Source organism: Phocaeicola plebeius DSM 17135 (assembly GCF_000187895.1).
GTDB classification, from domain to species: Bacteria; Bacteroidota; Bacteroidia; order Bacteroidales; family Bacteroidaceae; genus Phocaeicola; species Phocaeicola plebeius.
In genome coordinates, this window is record NZ_DS990123.1 from 40231 (window position 1) to 57980 (window position 17750).

The following is a 17750-nucleotide window of genomic DNA, read 5'->3' on the forward strand; positions in this document are numbered from 1 at the left end:
AAACAATAAATGCCTGTCTGAACAATCCAGACAGGCATTTATTATTCTTATTATTTCTTATTGAAGAAATCAAGTGTCCAGCTATCCATCCACTCGATATAAGGTATCCCATTTTCAAATTGAACAGGTAACCAAATATAACGGGCATCACTCGGATGCTTAGGCCGCCAGATATCTGCCATAAAGATAAAGGCGTCTTTCTTTCCCGGTACCGGAAGTACATACGTACTCTGTCCGCCAAAAGTGATTTCCGATTTTTCTCCACGACAAGGATTTGGATGTTGTGTCCAAGGTCCCCAGATGCTAGGAGCAGAGAACATGCGTGCCTCATTCGGATCCCATCCTGTACAGCCAGAAGTAATCATCCAGTATGTACCGTCACTCTTCTTGAATATGGCCGGAGCTTCATTGTGTCCGGCTGGAGCCATACGTACATACTTCCCTGTATGAGTCAGGTAATCATCACTCAATTCTGCAATCTGTAGTGTCAGATTGTCTTCTGACGAGTAAATATGATAGGCTTTTCCATCTTCATCAACAAAAAGCTGCATATCACGTGCCATTTGTCCTCCTTGCAGGTCGCGTTTCACAAACAAACCTTTGTGAATAGCTTCATACCACATCGGTGTCCACCATTCCTTATACTTCTCTGCATCCAATGTATCCAGCATGGCACGCTGTGTTTCATTCATATCAAAAGGAAGCACTCCCGGATTAATACGTTCCGAACGAATATACTTGAATGGCCCGGTAGGAGAATCAGAGACGGCCACCGCTGAACGGGCTGCTGCATAGCCTTTTCCTTTCAATTCCAAATGGAACCACATGACAAACTTCTTCGTCTTTTCATTATAGATTACTTTTGGACGTTCCATTACACATCCCTGTACAATGTCACTGGTAGAATCGTTCAACACTACAGGTAAAACGGCTCCTTCGTTGTTCCAGTCTGTCAGGTTCTTTGAAGAGTAACACATAATTCCCACCATGGCACTACTGGTAGAGTCGGATTTATTCTCTCCATACCAGTAGTAAGTTCCATCGTGATACAATACACCTCCTCCGTGGGCATTTACATGTACCCCCTGATTGTCAGGCCAGATTTCACCACTACGAATTTCTTTAGGAGGTTCGGCCGTACATGCCACCACTCCCCAACAAAAACAAATACTTCCTAAAAGATTAATGAATCTATTTCTCATGGATTGATATAAATTTAAATTAAACGATAAGTTCATTCTGCTATGGTTTATACTCTTTCCCGACCGCCAGTTTATCACCCGATAAGTCCACTTCAAACAAATGAGGAATACGAATATATACTCCATTCACATCTTTATGGCTATGTACAGACATCAGCCATTTCCCTTCCAAAGTTTGAAACAACATACCGTGACCAAAGTCGGGAGGAGTTATGGGCTTCGGTTCTTGTATCCAAGGTCCGTCTAAAGTACCACTTTCCGAATAGGCTACTCCCTGGGTATATACATTATAAATCCAGCTTGTCCATATCATTCCCAGACGTCCCGTAGCCGTGCGAAACAGATAGGGACCATCCGTTACTTTATTGGGAACTTCCTTTCCGTCCTGCAATTCACGACTCCAGGGGCACTCACTGGCCCGAAATAATAGTTTACCTTCTCCAATGGAACCACTCAAGTCTGGTTTTAATTCAATCTTTTCAATGGTACCATCCCAATTCTGCAGCCACTCATAACAATACACCATGTAAGGCTTTCCATCAGTATCCACCCAAAATGTCCCATCCAAGGTTGGCTTATCTGCCGGCAAATAAGTAGCATCCAGCATCGGACGATAAGGTCCTTCTGGTTTGTCACTAACCAACACATGAGAAGCCCTGCGCTCTATCACATTTCCTTTTACGGTATCTATCTTTACGGCGGTATTCGTGAAGGTAGCAAAATAATAATATTTGTCTTTATAATGGTGAAGTTCAGCAGCCCATATCATTGGCTTTGGGCCCATCCATGAATGAGGGTCTGTTTGAGCTACATCGTAAGGTCCATCCCAAAGTTTCAAGTCCTTGCTTTTCCATAATTTTCCACCTGTACCTGTCATATAGTACATTTGTGTCTGTGTATCTGCCAGAATGCAAGGATCACTCAAACGAATAGAATCCAGTGGAAGCAATTTTTTAGCAAGTGACTGTGCATTTACGGTATGAAGCGATAAGCAAACAAACCATAAAAAAGACAATAACCCCGTTTTTTTCATATTCTATAAAAAATCAGATAAAATGAAGTATTTCCAAACCATATAGCACTTGCGGCCAGGCTCTTATGAGAATACCCAAAGAGTCTGGTCGCAGTTCATAATCCCTTATTTACAAAGTTCAATAATTCCCTAAAACAAATCCCATGTACGGATTTCATCTTTCCAATGATGGTCCTTCGGGAAAGGTTTTTCACCCCATGCACGTACGCTGGTCCATTCCTGTGGTGCATCGGTCCAGAAAGGATGAGAAGCTGGAAGTCCCAACGGCAAGAATGCCAGAGAAGTCATATACAAACTTCCGTTGTTGGTATACCAGTCGGCTACATTCGGCTGACGTCCAGTAAATCCAATGGTCAAGAAACCACCTTCATTAAAATTGTGTCCACTGGCAAACATACGTTTCATCACCGCAGTCAATGCACAGCGTACCTGAGCACTGCTTACGCCTGCAGGCAACTCCTGATACCATGCCATTAAAGCCAAAGGTTGCATAGTAGCCATACGGTAAGGAATGGAACGACCGAATACGGGGAAGGTTCCTTCCGGAGAAATGAAACGCTCCAGAATCAAACTATATTTCTGGGCACGTTTCAATGCGCGGTCATAATACTTTCCATAATCTATCCGGCTACGCACTTTTGCATCCTTCATAGCCTGAAGGGTTTCAAGATACATCGGATGGAACACATAACTGCTGTAATAATCGAATGCAAAAGAAGGACCATCAGCATACCAGCCATCTCCCGTATACCATTCTTCTACCTTACGAATGGCTGAATTCACACGATATTCATCGAATGAAGCTCCTGCTTTTGCCAGGAAACTTTCAATAGTAGATGAGAACAACAGCCAGTTGGTATAAGGAGGATCTATACGACGTAACTGCTGAAATTCCTCTATATAACGCTTTTTAGTGGTTTCATCCAAGGGTTTCCACAACTGATCGTAAGCACGAAGAAAGCTTTCTGCCACGTAAGCGCCATCCACCAGAGTCTGGCCCTCCTGTCTCCACAACAAATAGTCCGGACTTTGCGGGTCTACAGCATTCGCATAGCTCTTCAAAGCCATCTCACGAAGTTCCTTACGCATCTTTCCTTCTTCTGTATCATCATCCGGCAGCGTCAGCCAAGGAGCGATACCCGCCATCAAACGACCGAACGTTTCCATATAAGCCACCTTTTTGTTTCGGCCATCCCATGTGGGACTAACTTCCAGCTGCATATTCTTCTGCAACTCTCCTTTTGCCATATTGCTCAATACCGGATAAGCCATCTGATAAGCCAGCTTGCACCAATAAGCACGATCAGCAGTTTGAGGTGCTTCCAAGTAACGAACATACTCACAAGCAGCCAACAAGAAGGCTCCCACTCCAAAATTAGCGGTAGACTTTGCATTAATTACTTGTCCGGGGATTGCTTTTTCACCGATAGGCTGAACATAACCTACCGCTCCATCTTTCTGAAGCGCTTTCTTTGACAAATAATTCCATGCCTTCTGCACCACCGGCATATATATATCTTTTTCTAAATACCCATTGTTTATACCCCATAAGAATCCGTATGTAAATAGTGCCGTACCGCTGGTTTCCGGTCCCGGTGCAAATTCCGGATCCATCATGCTGCGTGTCCAGTAACCTTCAGGCTGCTGGATAGCTGCCACGGCTTTAGCCATATTTTGAAATTTATCCACAAAGAACTGATGATGCTTGTATTCTACCGGCAAGTCCTGCAACACTTTAGCCAGTCCGGCCAATACCCAAGCATCACCTCTAGCCCAGAAATCCTTCTTGCCATTGACTGTCTTGTGCTTCGGATAGATGTATTTTGCATCACGATAATAAAGATTCTCATCTTTATCGAACATAATGCTATCAGAATAAATCAGATATTCATACAACTTATCCAAGTATTTCGCATTATGAGTAACCTTATAGAGTTTTGTCATTACCGGCATTGCCATATACAACGCATCACTCCACCACCAGTAATCATGCTGCGGGGTACTCATCTGGTACTCCATAACCTCACGCGCACGCTTGATTTTCTTATCGTCCGGAGCCAGATTATACAAATCAGTATAAGTCTGAAAACAAATCTGATAGTCGCCAAACAGCACATATTCATCCGACTCTCCGTAAGAATATTTCCATTCCGCACGGTTATCACTCTTCGCTCCCTTCCACTGGTTGTAGTTTGCCCAGGTTTCAGAATAAGTACGATAAGTCTCGTTTCCAGTCAAAAAATAGGCTTCCATATTTCCCGTATGATATACGGCATTATCCCAGAACGAACGAACCTCCGGCGAATTTTCTGCCTGCCAATGCTGATTTACCTTATCAATCATCTTCCGGACCTCAACAGCCTCGGAACCTCTGGCCCCAACCGACATCGGCAATACTCCGACAGCGCAGGCCAGCAACAATTTAAATACCTGTTTCATAGTTTTATTTTGAGATTAATTTACTTCCAATACATACACAGGGGTTGCTTCTGAAGCCTTAACTTTTTCCCCGTCTCCCTGATGCGTTTCCTGCACAAATACATGCAGTTTCTGATGTGTTTTCCACAACTCCGTATCATAGCTGGGTTCCCAGGCATCTACAGAGAAATCGGTCAGGTCTTTCACCTGCCATTTGCCCGATTTCACATCATCTGTATAGGCCATAGATACTTTACTGCCACGTTCTGCATCACGGAACACAAAATAAGCCTTACCTTTATCTACTGCAATACGTGGTCGTGAAATCGGAATCATTTTGGTGCCTCCGCCTTTTAGAGAAAATCCTTGCGAACGATTCATAATCTGACGGTTCTGCCATCCTTTCCCGTCGTTCCATACCAGCCGATATTGAGGGACCTCACTGTCTGCATCTCTCCAGTAGGTCACAATATAAGGATGGCCTTCCGCATCAGTACTCATACTGGTCTGATTTATCAGTTCACTGTTTTGAGGAATGCGGCAAGCATATTCTGCATTGTCCTTACAAATAGGTAAGGTATATTTTTCACCTGTCGATTTATACCATGTCTTTCCCTCATCTGGAGAATATGCATAACAAAGGTCATGATTTGTTTCTACCATCCAGGTCTCACGCCATACCCACGACAAGTGAATCACTCCAGCTTTATCCATATAAAGTTGCCAGTAGGCATTTCGCTGATTTTCTCCGTCAATCAGCACATCCTGCACACGTGTCCATTTCCGGCTCTTCAAGTCATAGCGATTCAATACCAGATTACCTCTTCCGGAAGCCCCAGAACGATACACAAACAGCAAATCGCCATCTGGCATCCGATAAAACTCCGGATACGTAACATCATCTTCATCTTTACCGGTCATCGCTTCTTTTTCTCCCAGCGTCAAAGCACCGGGTTCCGTACTCTTGCAATAGTTTAATTTGTTTCCATGATGGTCGAAAGAAAGATGCAAATAACCGTCCCCATCTACCATCATACTGATGACATTATGTGCATCGGCTACATTTCCTTTATATTGACTGCGGTGCAACGTCCATTCGGTACTCCCCAATGCACGTTTACCTACGGTCAAATATCCATCGGCATCATAATAAGATATGTATTGCACATCCCCATCCGTTACCAGAGAACTGTTACGGAATACAGTCGTATTGACGGAAGTAGAACTATATCCGTCACCCACCTTTACGAGTTGTTGTGCTGAAATTTCACTCCAAACAAGAAGTCCTATGAGAAATAAATAAATGCGCTTCATAGTTTATCCATTAAGTTTCTTTGGCAAAAATAGGATTTTCATATAAAAGGAAGTACGAAAATTTCGTCAAGGAGGGATAAAAAACGGGCAAGGGAAACTGAATGGACAAATTACACCTTATTTTGACAGAATCGTCACCAGTTCTGATACAAATGTCTAGGACACGTACACAAAAAAACAGTCCGTATTCAAAGACTCTCTCTCAATACGGACTGTTTCGCAAAAACAATATATCTTACAAACACGCTGGAAGTTCGCTTAACTTCATACTGTTTGAACCTTTTATCAACACGCAACAATGCTGAACAGGATGAGCAGCCAGCATAGCTTCTACCTCCTTCACATTCTCATAATGTTCAAACGAAGCAGAGAGTCCGGCAAATTCCGGTCCAACCAGAATCACGCGTTCAAACTGACATTCGTTCAGGAAGTCCACTACTTTCTGATGTTCTTCCCGGCTTCCTTCACCCAGCTCTTTCATATCGCCCAAAATTGCCACCTTATGCTCGGCCTCCATCTGGCGGAAATTTACCAGCGCCGCCATCATACTGGTTGGGTTGGCATTATACGCATCTACAATGAGTGTATTGGACTCTGTCTGAACCAGCTGTGAACGATTGTTCTGAGGCACATAAGAGGAAAGCGCATGACAGATTTGTGTATCTTCCACGCCGAAATAACGACCAATAGCAACCGCAGCCAATGCATTATCCAGGTTATAGGCACCTATCAGGTGTGTCTTCACCTCGTGTGACGCACCTCCAGCCGTCCAGCCCAAATGCAAGAACGGAGAACAAGAAAGCACTGTTCCACTCACATCCAGCCCCGAAGTCTGTCCGTAACGGACACAATTCAGTCCTTCTGCAATTTTATTCAAATGAGGATTCTCATTCTGAATGAATATGGTAGCATTTCCTTTTTCCCGAAGATAGTCATACAACTCTCCCTTGGTACGGATGACTCCTTCAAAAGAACCGAATCCTTCCAGATGCGCCTTTCCCACATTGGTAATGATACCGCAATCAGGCTCAGCAATATGAACCAGCGTCTTGATTTCACCCGGATGATTGGCTCCCATTTCAATGACAGCCACCTCATGTTCCGGCTTCAGGCGTAACAATGTCAAGGGCACGCCAATATGGTTATTGAAATTTCCCTGTGTATAGAGCACATTGAATTTTTCTTTCAATACGGCTGCAATCAGTTCCTTCGTTGTGGTTTTCCCGTTGGTACCGGTTACTCCCACCATGCGAGTTCCTAACTTACGACGATGATAATTGGCCAGCTGCTGCAACGTCTGAAGGCAATTTTCCACCAGCAAGATATATGGATTCTCCGGTGATGCATATTGTGGTTCGTCCACCACAGCATAACGGCATCCCTGTGCCAGCGACTGTGCCGCAAACGCATTGCCATTAAATGTTTCTCCTTTCAGGGCCAGAAACATAGAACCCTCCGGACAATGACGGCTGTCGGTCGTCAGTCCGTTACACTCCGTAAAACGGCTGTATAGTTCTTCAATATCCATATTCTTATTGTTCTGAGAAGCGCTTTGCCTGCTCTTCAATCAATGCCGCATCTTCAAAATAGTTGATTTTCATGGCACGGCGCACTTCATCCATGGTCTGAGCGGCAGCTTCACGAGCCACTTCACAACCTTTCTTCAACATATCATATACGGCAGGAATGTCTTTTTCAAATTCCTTACGACGTGTACGGATCGGTTCCAACACCTCTTCCATCACAGCTCCCAGGAACTTCTTCACCTTCATATCACCCAATCCACCGCGAGTGTAATGTGCTTTCAGTTCGTCCAGGTTAGCATATTCCGGCAAATAACGTCCAAAATGTTCTGTCTGGCAGAAAGCATCCAGGTAAGTGAACACACAGTTACCTTCCAGTTTGCCCGGATCGCTTACCTTGATATGTGTCGGGTCTGTATACATACTCTTCACTTTCTTCAATACCTCATCTGCCGAATCAGACAAATAGATACAGTTGCCCAGCGACTTACTCATCTTCGCCTTTCCGTCCGTACCCGGCAAACGCAGACAAGCCGCATTGTCCGGAAGAAGGATTTCCGGTTCTACCAGTGTTTCGCCATAGATATGGTTGAAACGGCGTACAATCTCACGTGTCTGTTCAATCATCGGTTCCTGGTCTTCTCCCACCGGAACGGTAGTTGCCTTGAATGCCGCAATATCGGCAGCCTGGCTGATAGGATAAGTGAAGAAACCTACCGGAATACTTGTTTCGAAGTTGCGCATCTGGATTTCAGTCTTCACTGTAGGATTACGCTGCAAGCGCGATACGGTTACCAAATCCATAAAATAGAAGCTCAATTCATAGAGTTCCGGAATCTGTGACTGAATAAAGATGGTTGACTTTGCAGGGTCAAGTCCGGCAGCCAAGTAATCCAAAGCCACCTCAATCACGTTCTGACGTACTTTCTCCGGGTTCTCAATGTTATCCGTCAAAGCCTGTCCGTCGGCTTCGAACACAAATATCTTATCATACAAACCCGAATTCTGCAATTCCACACGTCGGCGCAATGAACCTACATAGTGGCCGATATGTAATTTTCCGGTCGGACGGTCACCGGTCAAGATAATCTTTTCCTTTTTCATAATATAAGCTATTGTTCATTTTTAAATTGCAGCAAAGATAGCGAAAGGTGAGCGAAGCTCCAAGCCAAAAGCTTGCTTTTGAGTGAAAGAGCTTTCGAACCGCATCCTATCTTCTCTAAAGATATATAAATCCTTTGTTTTCTTCAAAATAAATCGTTTCTTTGCAAGAGGTCTCAACAGACAACCATCTGCCTGACAGGGACTACCTTTAACGATACCACAACAAATTATCTATAACCATGAAGAAAGAACTCAAAAAAGTCCTGGTTCTCGGATCAGGCGCACTGAAAATCGGGCAAGCCGGAGAATTCGACTACTCAGGTTCACAAGCACTGAAAGCCTTACGCGAAGAAGGCATCCGCTCGGTACTTATCAACCCTAATATTGCTACTATTCAAACTTCGGAAGGAATTGCCGACCAAGTATATTTCCTGCCCGTTACACCTTATTTTGTAACTGAGATTATTAAGAAAGAACATCCGGACGGCATTCTGCTGGCCTTTGGAGGACAAACGGCCCTGAACTGCGGTACGGAACTTTACCAGAAAGGTATATTGAAAGAATACGGCGTGGAAGTATTAGGAACTTCCGTAGACGCCATTATGTATACAGAAGACCGCGACCTCTTTGTCAAGAAGTTAAACGAGAAATCTCTGAAGACTCCGGTCAGCCGTGCGGTAGAAAACATGAAAGACGCACTGGAAGCAGCACGTACCATCGGCTATCCGGTGATGATCCGTTCGGCTTACGCATTAGGAGGATTGGGAAGTGGTATCTGCCCCGATGAAGAAAAATTCATAGAACTGGCTGAAAGTGCCTTTACCTTCTCTCCACAGATTCTGGTGGAAGAATCACTGAAAGGCTGGAAAGAAATTGAATTCGAAGTGATTCGCGATGCCAACGACCACTGTTTCACCGTGGCCAGCATGGAAAACTTCGACCCGCTGGGTATTCATACCGGTGAATCTATCGTAGTGGCTCCTACCTGCTCACTAAGCGAAGAACAGGTAACCATGTTGCAGGATTTGTCCAAACAATGTATCCGTCATTTGAACATTGTGGGTGAATGTAACATTCAGTATGCGTTCAATGCGGAAACCAACGACTACCGTATCATCGAGGTAAATGCCCGCCTGAGCCGTTCTTCTGCACTGGCTTCCAAAGCAACCGGTTATCCACTGGCTTTCGTAGCTGCCAAGATTGCCTTGGGTTATACTTTGGATGAAATCGGAGAAATGGGTACACCGAACTCTGCTTACGTAGCTCCGCAACTGGATTACCTGATTTGCAAGATTCCGCGTTGGGACCTCAACAAGTTTGCCGGAGTTTCTCACCGCATCGGTTCAAGCATGAAGTCTGTGGGTGAAATCATGTCTATCGGACGTACGTTTGAAGAAATCATCCAGAAAGGTCTGCGTATGATCGGACAGGGCATGCACGGATTTGTGGGCAATGACCACACCCGCTTCACCAACCTGGATGATGAACTGGCCAATCCGACTGACTTGCGTATCTTTGCCATTGCACAGGCATTGGAAGAAGGTTACTCTATCGAACGCATCTATGAACTGACCAAAATTGACCCGTGGTTTATCGGCAAACTGAAAAATATTGTAGACTACAAACATAAACTGTCAACCTACAACTCGCTCGAAGAACTTCCGGCAGAGGTACTTCGTGAAGCCAAAGTGATGGGATTCTCTGACTTCCAGATTGCCCGCTTCGTACTGAAGCCTCAGCAGGGTAACATGGAAAAGGAAAATCTGGCCGTTCGTTCTTACCGTAAGAAATTAGGTATCCTTCCGGCCGTAAAACGCATCAATACCGTAGCTTCCGAACATCCGGAACTAACCAACTACTTGTACATGACGTATGCCGTAGAAGGATACGATGTAAACTATTATAAGAATGAAAAGTCAGTCATCGTGCTGGGTTCAGGAGCTTACCGCATCGGTTCATCTGTAGAATTTGACTGGTGTTCGGTAAATGCCATCCAGACAGCCCGCAAGTTAGGCTACAAGTCTATCATGATTAACTACAATCCGGAAACGGTTTCTACTGACTACGACGTGTGCGACCGCCTGTATTTCGACGAGTTGTCATTCGAACGCGTACTCGACGTGATTGATTTGGAACAGCCGCGCGGCGTCATCGTTTCCGTAGGTGGTCAGATTCCGAACAACCTGGCCATGAAACTTTACCGTCAGGCTGTGCCGGTACTCGGTACTTCTCCGATTTCTATTGACCGTGCTGAAAACCGTAACAAGTTCTCAGCCATGCTTGACCAGTTGGGCATCGACCAGCCGGCTTGGCAGGAACTGACCAGCCTGGACGATGTGAAAGACTTTGTCAAGAAAGTGGGTTATCCGGTACTGGTTCGTCCGTCATACGTACTGAGTGGTGCAGCCATGAACGTATGCTACGACCAGGAAGAACTGGAACGCTTCCTGCAAATGGCCAGCGAGGTATCAAAAGAATATCCGGTAGTTGTATCACAATTCATGCAGGAAACCAAGGAAATAGAATTCGATGCCGTGGCACAGAACGGTGAAATCGTAGAATATGCTATTTCAGAACACATCGAATTTGCCGGTGTACACTCTGGTGATGCGACACTTGTCTTCCCGGCACAGCACATCTATTTTGCTACTGCCCGCCAGATTAAGAAAATCAGTCGCAAGATTGCCAAAGAACTCAATATCTCCGGTCCGTTCAACATCCAGTTCCTGGCTAAGAACAACGATGTAAAAGTAATCGAATGTAACCTGCGTGCTTCACGTAGCTTCCCGTTCGTATCAAAAGTATTGAAACGCAACTTTATCGAAACGGCTACCCGCATCATGCTGGATGCTCCTTACGTACGTCCTGACAAGCTGGCGTTTGACATCGACTGGATTGGGGTAAAAGCTTCTCAGTTCTCATTCGCCCGTCTGCAGAATGCCGACCCGGTACTGGGAGTAGACATGTCATCTACCGGTGAAGTAGGTTGCTTGGGAGACGACTTCGATGAAGCATTGTTGAATGCCTTGATTGCAACCGGCTACAAGATTCCGAAACAGTCCGTTCTGTTCTCTTCCGGTGCCACCAAGTCGAAAGTCGATTTGCTGGATGCCAGCCAGATGCTTCACCAGAAAGGATACAACATCTATGCTACAGCCGGTACAGCTGCCTTCCTGAACTCTCACGGCATCACCACCACTCCGGTGTTCTGGCCGGATGAACGTCCGAATGCAGAAAACAATGTGATGAAGATGATTGCGGAACATAAGTTCGACTTGATTGTCAACATCCCGAAAAACCACACCAAACGGGAACTGACCAACGGTTACCGCATCCGTCGTGGTGCCATCGACCACAACATTCCGCTGATTACCAATGCCCGTCTGGCCAAAGCGTTCATCGAAGCATTCTGCCACATGAACCAGAATGAAATCCAGATCAAGAGTTGGCAGGAATATAAATAAGGTATACCAATGGTAGAAAATAAGAACGTCAAAGCGCTTAAAAAAACGCTTTGACGTTTAGATTAAAACGCAAGTGCGTTTGAAGTAAAATGCACTTGCGTTTCCACTAAAACGTCCTTGCGTTTTCCCTTAAACGCAAGGACGTTTTTTTCATATACCTTTTTCTTATTTCAAAGCGGCTTCAATATCAGCCATAAGTTCTTGAAATTCAGCCTTTGTATAGCCTATGGAAGCATGAATCAGCTTACCGTCTTTTCCGAACAGATACGCTCTGGGGATTGTCTGGTCGGCAAAAAGAGAGAAGACTTCCCGTTTAGGATCCGGATAGAGCGGGAAACTGAATTTCTTCCGTTCATTGTATTTTTTCAGTTCTGCATCCGTATGCTCCCGGCCGATAACTAACAACTTGAAGTCCTTATTATCCTTATATTTCGGCCACAAGGTCTTCTGAACTTCTGCCAGTTCTATCTGACAAGGTCCGCACCACGTAGCAAACAAGCTGACCAGCACCACTTTTCCCTTCAGGTCGGCTGGGGTTACTTTACCATATATTTCCGAATTCAGGGTAATGGCAGGCATGGCATCACCCAAACTGATTTTTTCTTTCCCGGTGTCTTGTGCAGAAGCAGCCAATACGCCCATCCAAATCAGACACAAAAGACTCCAAATCCGTAAATTTTTCATTGTTCTTTCCTTTCTATAAAATGTTAAACCCTGACAAATATACCGTAAACCGCTGGAAAATCCGCCAAGGAGTCTATCTTTGTAAATAGTTTTAACGAAAAACAAGAGCGCGTATGATGACATTTATCTCGTGTGCCAAAACCATGACCGCACGTAGCAAAACTCCATATCCAGAAACCAGTACCCCTCATTTTTTGAAAGAGGCCCGCGAAAACGCCTTGTACATGACTCAATTTACTGCCGAAGAACTGGCCCAGATGCTGAAAGTGAATCCGAAGTTAGCAGCCGAAAACTATCTGCGCTACCACGAGTTCCTTTCACCGGAGACTCCTGCCCTGCCGGCTCTTCTGGCCTACACAGGCATCGTGTTCAAGCGCATCCATCCGGCAGACTTTACCGCAGAAGACTTCCGGTATGCCCAGCAACATTTGTTGATTACCTCTTTCTTATACGGATTACTCCGCCCGCTGGACAGTATTCAGAATTACCGCTTGGAAGGCAGTGTACGCTTACCGGAACACGAGCGGAAAACCATGTTTGAATACTGGCGTCCTTTGCTGACAGACTATTTCATTGATGCCATCCGGCAACAAGGAGGCATTCTTGTCAACCTGGCCAGCAGTGAAATGAAAGACTTGTTCGACTGGGAAAAAGTCTGTCGGGAAGTACAGGTCATTACACCCGAGTTCTACACCCTGAAAAACGGGAAACCTACCACGGTAGTTATCTACGCCAAGATGTGTCGGGGCGAGATGACCCGTTTCATCCTGAAAAACCGGATAGCACATCCGGAACAACTGAAAGACTTTGAATGGGAAGGATTTTCCTATCACGGAGAAGAAGACGGAAAAATGCATTTCATTCTCCAATAAAAAAGGAGCGGTCTGCCGAGCCATTTCTCCCGACAGACCGCCATCAATCAAATGAAATCTATTTCTTATTCTTCAGCACCGTTACATTCAATATCCGTAGCCAAAGTTACGTAGTTCAATACTGAAGTACCGTCTACCAATGCCTTTTCTGTTTCTGTAGTTTCAGTTGTCAAGCATTTTCCCTTACCAGAAATCAGGGCATTGTACATCTTCACTTGTGTACCGGCACGCAAGCGAACCCCCTGTTTCTCACCACCGTTACCAATCAAGGTCAGGTTAGCCAAAGTAGGACAAGCTACCGGAGTGGCTGCAAAGTTCTTACCGTTGTTATCGCATTCCATCAAACAGTCGCAATCAAATCCGAGTGTTTCCTTTGCTTCCTGATAAGCCACCAGGAACTGGCCGCGTCCGTTCCATCCTTCAGTCCAGTCGAAAGAGTCATCACTACAGTTGGTAACTACCATGTGTTTCACGTCAACGCTACCACCGAAGAATTCAAAACCGTCGTCAGAACCATTGTAAGCCTGTACGTATTCTACTGTAGTACCGTTACCTACGCCATAGAAAGAAATACCGTTTGCTTCATGTTCAGAGTCCAATGCATATCCCGTATTTTCCAGACGAATATATTTCAGTGTACCAGAGTTATCATTGTCAGCAGAACCTCCATAAGCTGCATCACCGATTTCTGATTTACCGGTACCACCTTCTGCATTGGTATGAGCTTTACCGCAGATGTGCAAACCGCCCCATGCACCAGATTCCTTCTTGTCTGAAGTCATGATAATCGGATTTTCTTTTGTTCCTACAGCCTCGATTTTAGCCCCCTGCTGTACCAAAATATAGTCTACAGACTCATCGTCAGTCATGGCAACAATTTTCACACCTTCTTCAATAGTCAGTGTAGCGCCAGTCTTCACAATATATTCACCGCTAAGTGCATATACTTTATTCTTCAATAAAGTTTTATTGGCAGTCAGTTCGCCTTGCAGAATTTCTTCAGCATTGGTACTTGTTTCATCACCGTTGCCGCTTGTACGAATCCATCCGGCTGTCCAGTCATTATTAGCTGGAACTGCACCACGATAAGCAGCTGCTTCAAAGAAATTATCTACCTTCGTCATGTCGGCTCCACCGTCAATCGTACCGACAAATTTGTTTGTAAATGTATTGCTGAAATTATAATTGATTGCGTTATTGTTTGCTGCAGCCAAGAACAACTCTGAAGAATACGCATCTGCAACAGGAGGTTCCGGATTCGGAGTGTTGTCATCTTCACTACAAGCAGTACACAAAGTCATAGCAGCGATTGCGGCCATCGACATAAATTTCAAGTTCATTGTTTTCATACTTTTCTCGTTAATAAAAAGTTTAGAATAGTGTTCAATTTTTCCCTTTATGAATTTTTATAATGTATAGCTAAAACCTAATTCAAAAGCAGTTCCTCTTCCGTAGCGTTCCACTTCCAGTTTTCTGCCGTCTTTCACTTCCTGCTTGAATACGATGTCCTGATTCAGCAAGTCGGTCATCTGCAACTTAAAGTTCCAGTGGTCATTCAGTTTGTAAGTAGCCACGAAATCCAGTGTATGTAAATCCTCCTGTTTCACATCGCCCAATCCGGAGATACCTACCGCATGAATGCGTGGCCCTTGCAGGTTATAGAGCAGCGTAGCAGTCAACTGTGTATCGTTCTTAAACTTAGGCGCATAGCTGATATCCGCATTCACCAGGTAAGGAGAAGCTCCCTGCAGGGAACGCTGTGCGTTGGTATAGGCTCCACCTTCCGGCAATTGTACGTTGGTGTACATGTAAGAAGCGTTGGCTCCTACGCGGAAGTCGCGGAACAGTTCTCTGCGGAATTCCACTTCCACTCCGGCAGCCACACCTGTATCTGCATTCTGGAAAGAGTGAACAGCCGCACCACCCGACAAGGTCTGTGTACGTTCAATCGGGTCTTCCAGGATTTTTGCATAACCCGTAATAGAGAACATATTGTTGCTGTTCTGCTGGTCGAAGCGTTCGTAACGTAAGTCGATATTGTAGTTATATCCGTTCTTCAATTCTGCATTACCTCGAATCATGGCTGCTCCATACGATTCCTGATAGAGGAAAGGAGCCATTTCGATAAATGACGGACGAGTTACCGTACGTGAGAACGAGAAGCGCAGACTGTTGGCATCGTTCACGGTATATTTCAAGTTTAATGCCGGGAAGAAATCATGACAGTTCACCTCATTCCGTTTGGCTTCACCTCCGTCAGTCGCATAATTTACCCACTGGTGGCTGTATTCATAACGTACTCCTATGTTCACCAGGAAATTGGCTGTCGGGTAATATTCCGCATCAATAAATCCGGCATAAATGGAATGTCCGGCATCATACTGGTCTTTCGGCTGCTGGTCACGGATTATAGAAATGTCTCCATTGGCAATATGGTCATACCCCATAAAGCTGGAAGTCTGGTAAATATCCTCTATTTCAGGATTGAAACGGCTTACATCATAGTAGAAACGTGTAGAACGGAACGTACGGCTCTTGTCTTTGTAAGTAGCTCCCATACGTATCAGGTTATTGTCTCCATAACGATAAGAGCTTCGCAAATCGCCCACCCATTCTTCTTCATTCAGCGAGCCGAAATAACGCATATTCTCCTGCTTGTTCAGGTCGAACAGTTCCAGAGAGTTACCTGCCTTTTCAAACATCACCTGTCTGCGGTCTGGTTCTTCACTGGAAGTCTTGCTGTACGAACCGCTCCAGTTCAAGTCCCACTGTTTTCCAAACTCATGGTGTCCGTTCAACTGATGATTTTGAAGAGTATAAATATGAGTCACAGAGTTGTTACCTATCAGTTCATTGTCTTCATAGTCTTCTCCTTGTCGCAACATGTAGGTATTCTCCGCATTACGTGCATAAAAGAAGGTATATCCTATGCGGTCAGCATCTCTCAGCGTATAAGCCAGGTTACCAAGACCAGCCAGTTTCAGTTCCTGACGGTAACTGTCGTAATTAAAGCGGTCGAGGGTAGTACCTCCGGCCTCAAGGGTACGATAAAAAGCATCTTTTGTGGTTTCATTGGTATTGCTTGCACTTAACGCGGCCAACAGACTCAGATTCTGTCCATTCACATCCCAGTTCTTTCCACCGGCTATATTACCGCCAAATTCCGGAAGACTTATACTCTTATTCACATCGAAAGTTGTATGAAAAGGATTTTCCTTTGTAATGGCAGTAGAAAAGTCCGCTTTAGGCATATCAATGTACTTCTGATTAATGCCCGGATTACGGAACAAGGAATATTGCTGATCCATTTTATAGAAGTCCTGGAAAATTGTATTGAACCGGCCTCCCGTATTGAAACCGATGGAGAAAAAGTCCTTTCCCGTATTTTCTTTGGTACTGATGTCGATATGTGCTCCTGAATAATCTGCGAATGTTCCTGCTTCATATACCTTACTTACCGTTATGTTTCGTACCGTACTTGAAGGAAACAAATCCAAAGGAATCAGTTTGTTATCCGGATTCGGGGAAGCAATCGGCAGTCCGTTCAAAGTAGTCGTACTATAACGGTCGCCCAATCCGCGCACAATCAACTGTCCTGCACTGGCAATCGAGATACCAGTTATTTTTTTCACACCTTCCTGCACATTGCTAATACCTTTCACGCTCATTTCTTTCGCCCCAAGGTTTTCAATGGCTACAGTGGCTTTCTGGCGTTCCATGCTCAACGCACGTTCACCTTCCAGGTTTTTACGTGCAACAACGGAGACTTCACTCAAGGCCTGTGCATCGCTTTCCATCTCAAAGTTCAGCACCACATCTTTGCCTTTTGCTTTTACACCTCCAGTTTTAATGTCGGTGTATCCCACATATTTCACTACCAGCTCATACACACCGCCGGGAACATCTAAAGTATAATTTCCATCAAGATCGGCCACAGCCCCTACTGTACTTCCAAGCACTTGTATGGTAGCTCCCGTCAAGGGTTCTTTAGTCTGCTTGTCTACAATGGTACCCTTTATAGTCTCTGCTACCATCGGCATAGTAGAACAAGTTAAGAAACTGGAAACAAAAACAATCTCCTTAAAACCTAATCTCATAATCTATTCATGCATTTCTTTTTTCCGTTGCAAAGATGG

The 17750-nt window shown here is 44.8% G+C and carries 11 protein-coding genes; 2 read left to right on the forward strand and 9 right to left on the reverse strand.

Annotated elements, in window-relative coordinates; genetic code table 11:
• Positions 1 to 50: 50 nt before the first annotated feature.
• From BACPLE_RS05605 to trpS, 6 genes are all read right to left on the reverse strand, one after another.
• Positions 51 to 1202, reverse strand: a complete 1152-nt coding sequence (locus BACPLE_RS05605; protein WP_007559722.1) for a glycoside hydrolase family 43 protein — start codon at positions 1200 to 1202, stop codon at positions 51 to 53.
• 40 nt (positions 1203 to 1242) lie between these two features.
• Complete coding sequence (locus BACPLE_RS05610) at positions 1243 to 2235, reverse strand: glycoside hydrolase family 43 protein (protein ID WP_007559723.1); 993 nt, start codon at positions 2233 to 2235, stop codon at positions 1243 to 1245.
• 129 nt (positions 2236 to 2364) lie between these two features.
• On the reverse strand, positions 2365 to 4674 hold the full coding sequence (locus BACPLE_RS19845; RefSeq protein WP_007559724.1) for a DUF2264 domain-containing protein: 2310 nt from the start codon (positions 4672 to 4674) through the stop codon (positions 2365 to 2367).
• 15 nt (positions 4675 to 4689) lie between these two features.
• Positions 4690 to 5967, reverse strand: coding sequence for an alpha-l-rhamnosidase (locus BACPLE_RS05620; protein ID WP_007559725.1), 1278 nt, complete (start codon positions 5965 to 5967; stop codon positions 4690 to 4692).
• A gap of 235 nt (positions 5968 to 6202) precedes the next feature.
• Entirely contained in the window at positions 6203 to 7495 is a 1293-nt protein-coding gene (locus tag BACPLE_RS05625; protein ID WP_007559726.1) for a UDP-N-acetylmuramoyl-tripeptide--D-alanyl-D-alanine ligase, read from the reverse strand.
• Between the two features lie 4 nt (positions 7496 to 7499).
• The gene (gene trpS / locus BACPLE_RS05630; protein WP_007559732.1) at positions 7500 to 8594 is read right to left on the reverse strand and encodes a tryptophan--tRNA ligase; all 1095 of its coding nucleotides are present in this window, start codon (positions 8592 to 8594) and stop codon (positions 7500 to 7502) included.
• Positions 8595 to 8833: 239 nt separating this feature from the next.
• Between trpS and carB the strand changes: the two genes are divergently transcribed.
• On the forward strand, positions 8834 to 12058 hold the full coding sequence (gene carB, locus BACPLE_RS05635) for a carbamoyl-phosphate synthase (glutamine-hydrolyzing) large subunit (protein ID WP_007559734.1): 3225 nt from the start codon (positions 8834 to 8836) through the stop codon (positions 12056 to 12058).
• A gap of 165 nt (positions 12059 to 12223) precedes the next feature.
• Here carB and BACPLE_RS05640 read toward each other — a convergent pair whose 3' ends face one another.
• A complete protein-coding gene (locus tag BACPLE_RS05640; RefSeq protein WP_040312478.1) occupies positions 12224 to 12742 on the reverse strand; it encodes a TlpA family protein disulfide reductase in 519 nt (172 codons plus the stop codon).
• 113 nt (positions 12743 to 12855) lie between these two features.
• On the opposite strand from BACPLE_RS05640, the gene BACPLE_RS05645 reads away from it, so the two are divergent.
• Positions 12856 to 13614, forward strand: coding sequence for a YaaA family protein (locus BACPLE_RS05645; RefSeq protein ID WP_007559735.1), 759 nt, complete (start codon positions 12856 to 12858; stop codon positions 13612 to 13614).
• A gap of 65 nt (positions 13615 to 13679) precedes the next feature.
• Here BACPLE_RS05645 and BACPLE_RS05650 read toward each other — a convergent pair whose 3' ends face one another.
• Positions 13680 to 14738 (reverse strand): hypothetical protein, encoded by a 1059-nt coding sequence (locus BACPLE_RS05650; RefSeq protein WP_394357918.1) that lies wholly within the window; start codon positions 14736 to 14738, stop codon positions 13680 to 13682.
• A 282-nt stretch (positions 14739 to 15020) separates the two neighbouring features.
• Positions 15021 to 17711: a TonB-dependent receptor gene (locus BACPLE_RS05655; RefSeq protein ID WP_040312479.1), complete on the reverse strand. Its 2691-nt coding sequence runs from the start codon at positions 17709 to 17711 to the stop codon at positions 15021 to 15023.
• Positions 17712 to 17750: the final 39 nt, after the last annotated feature.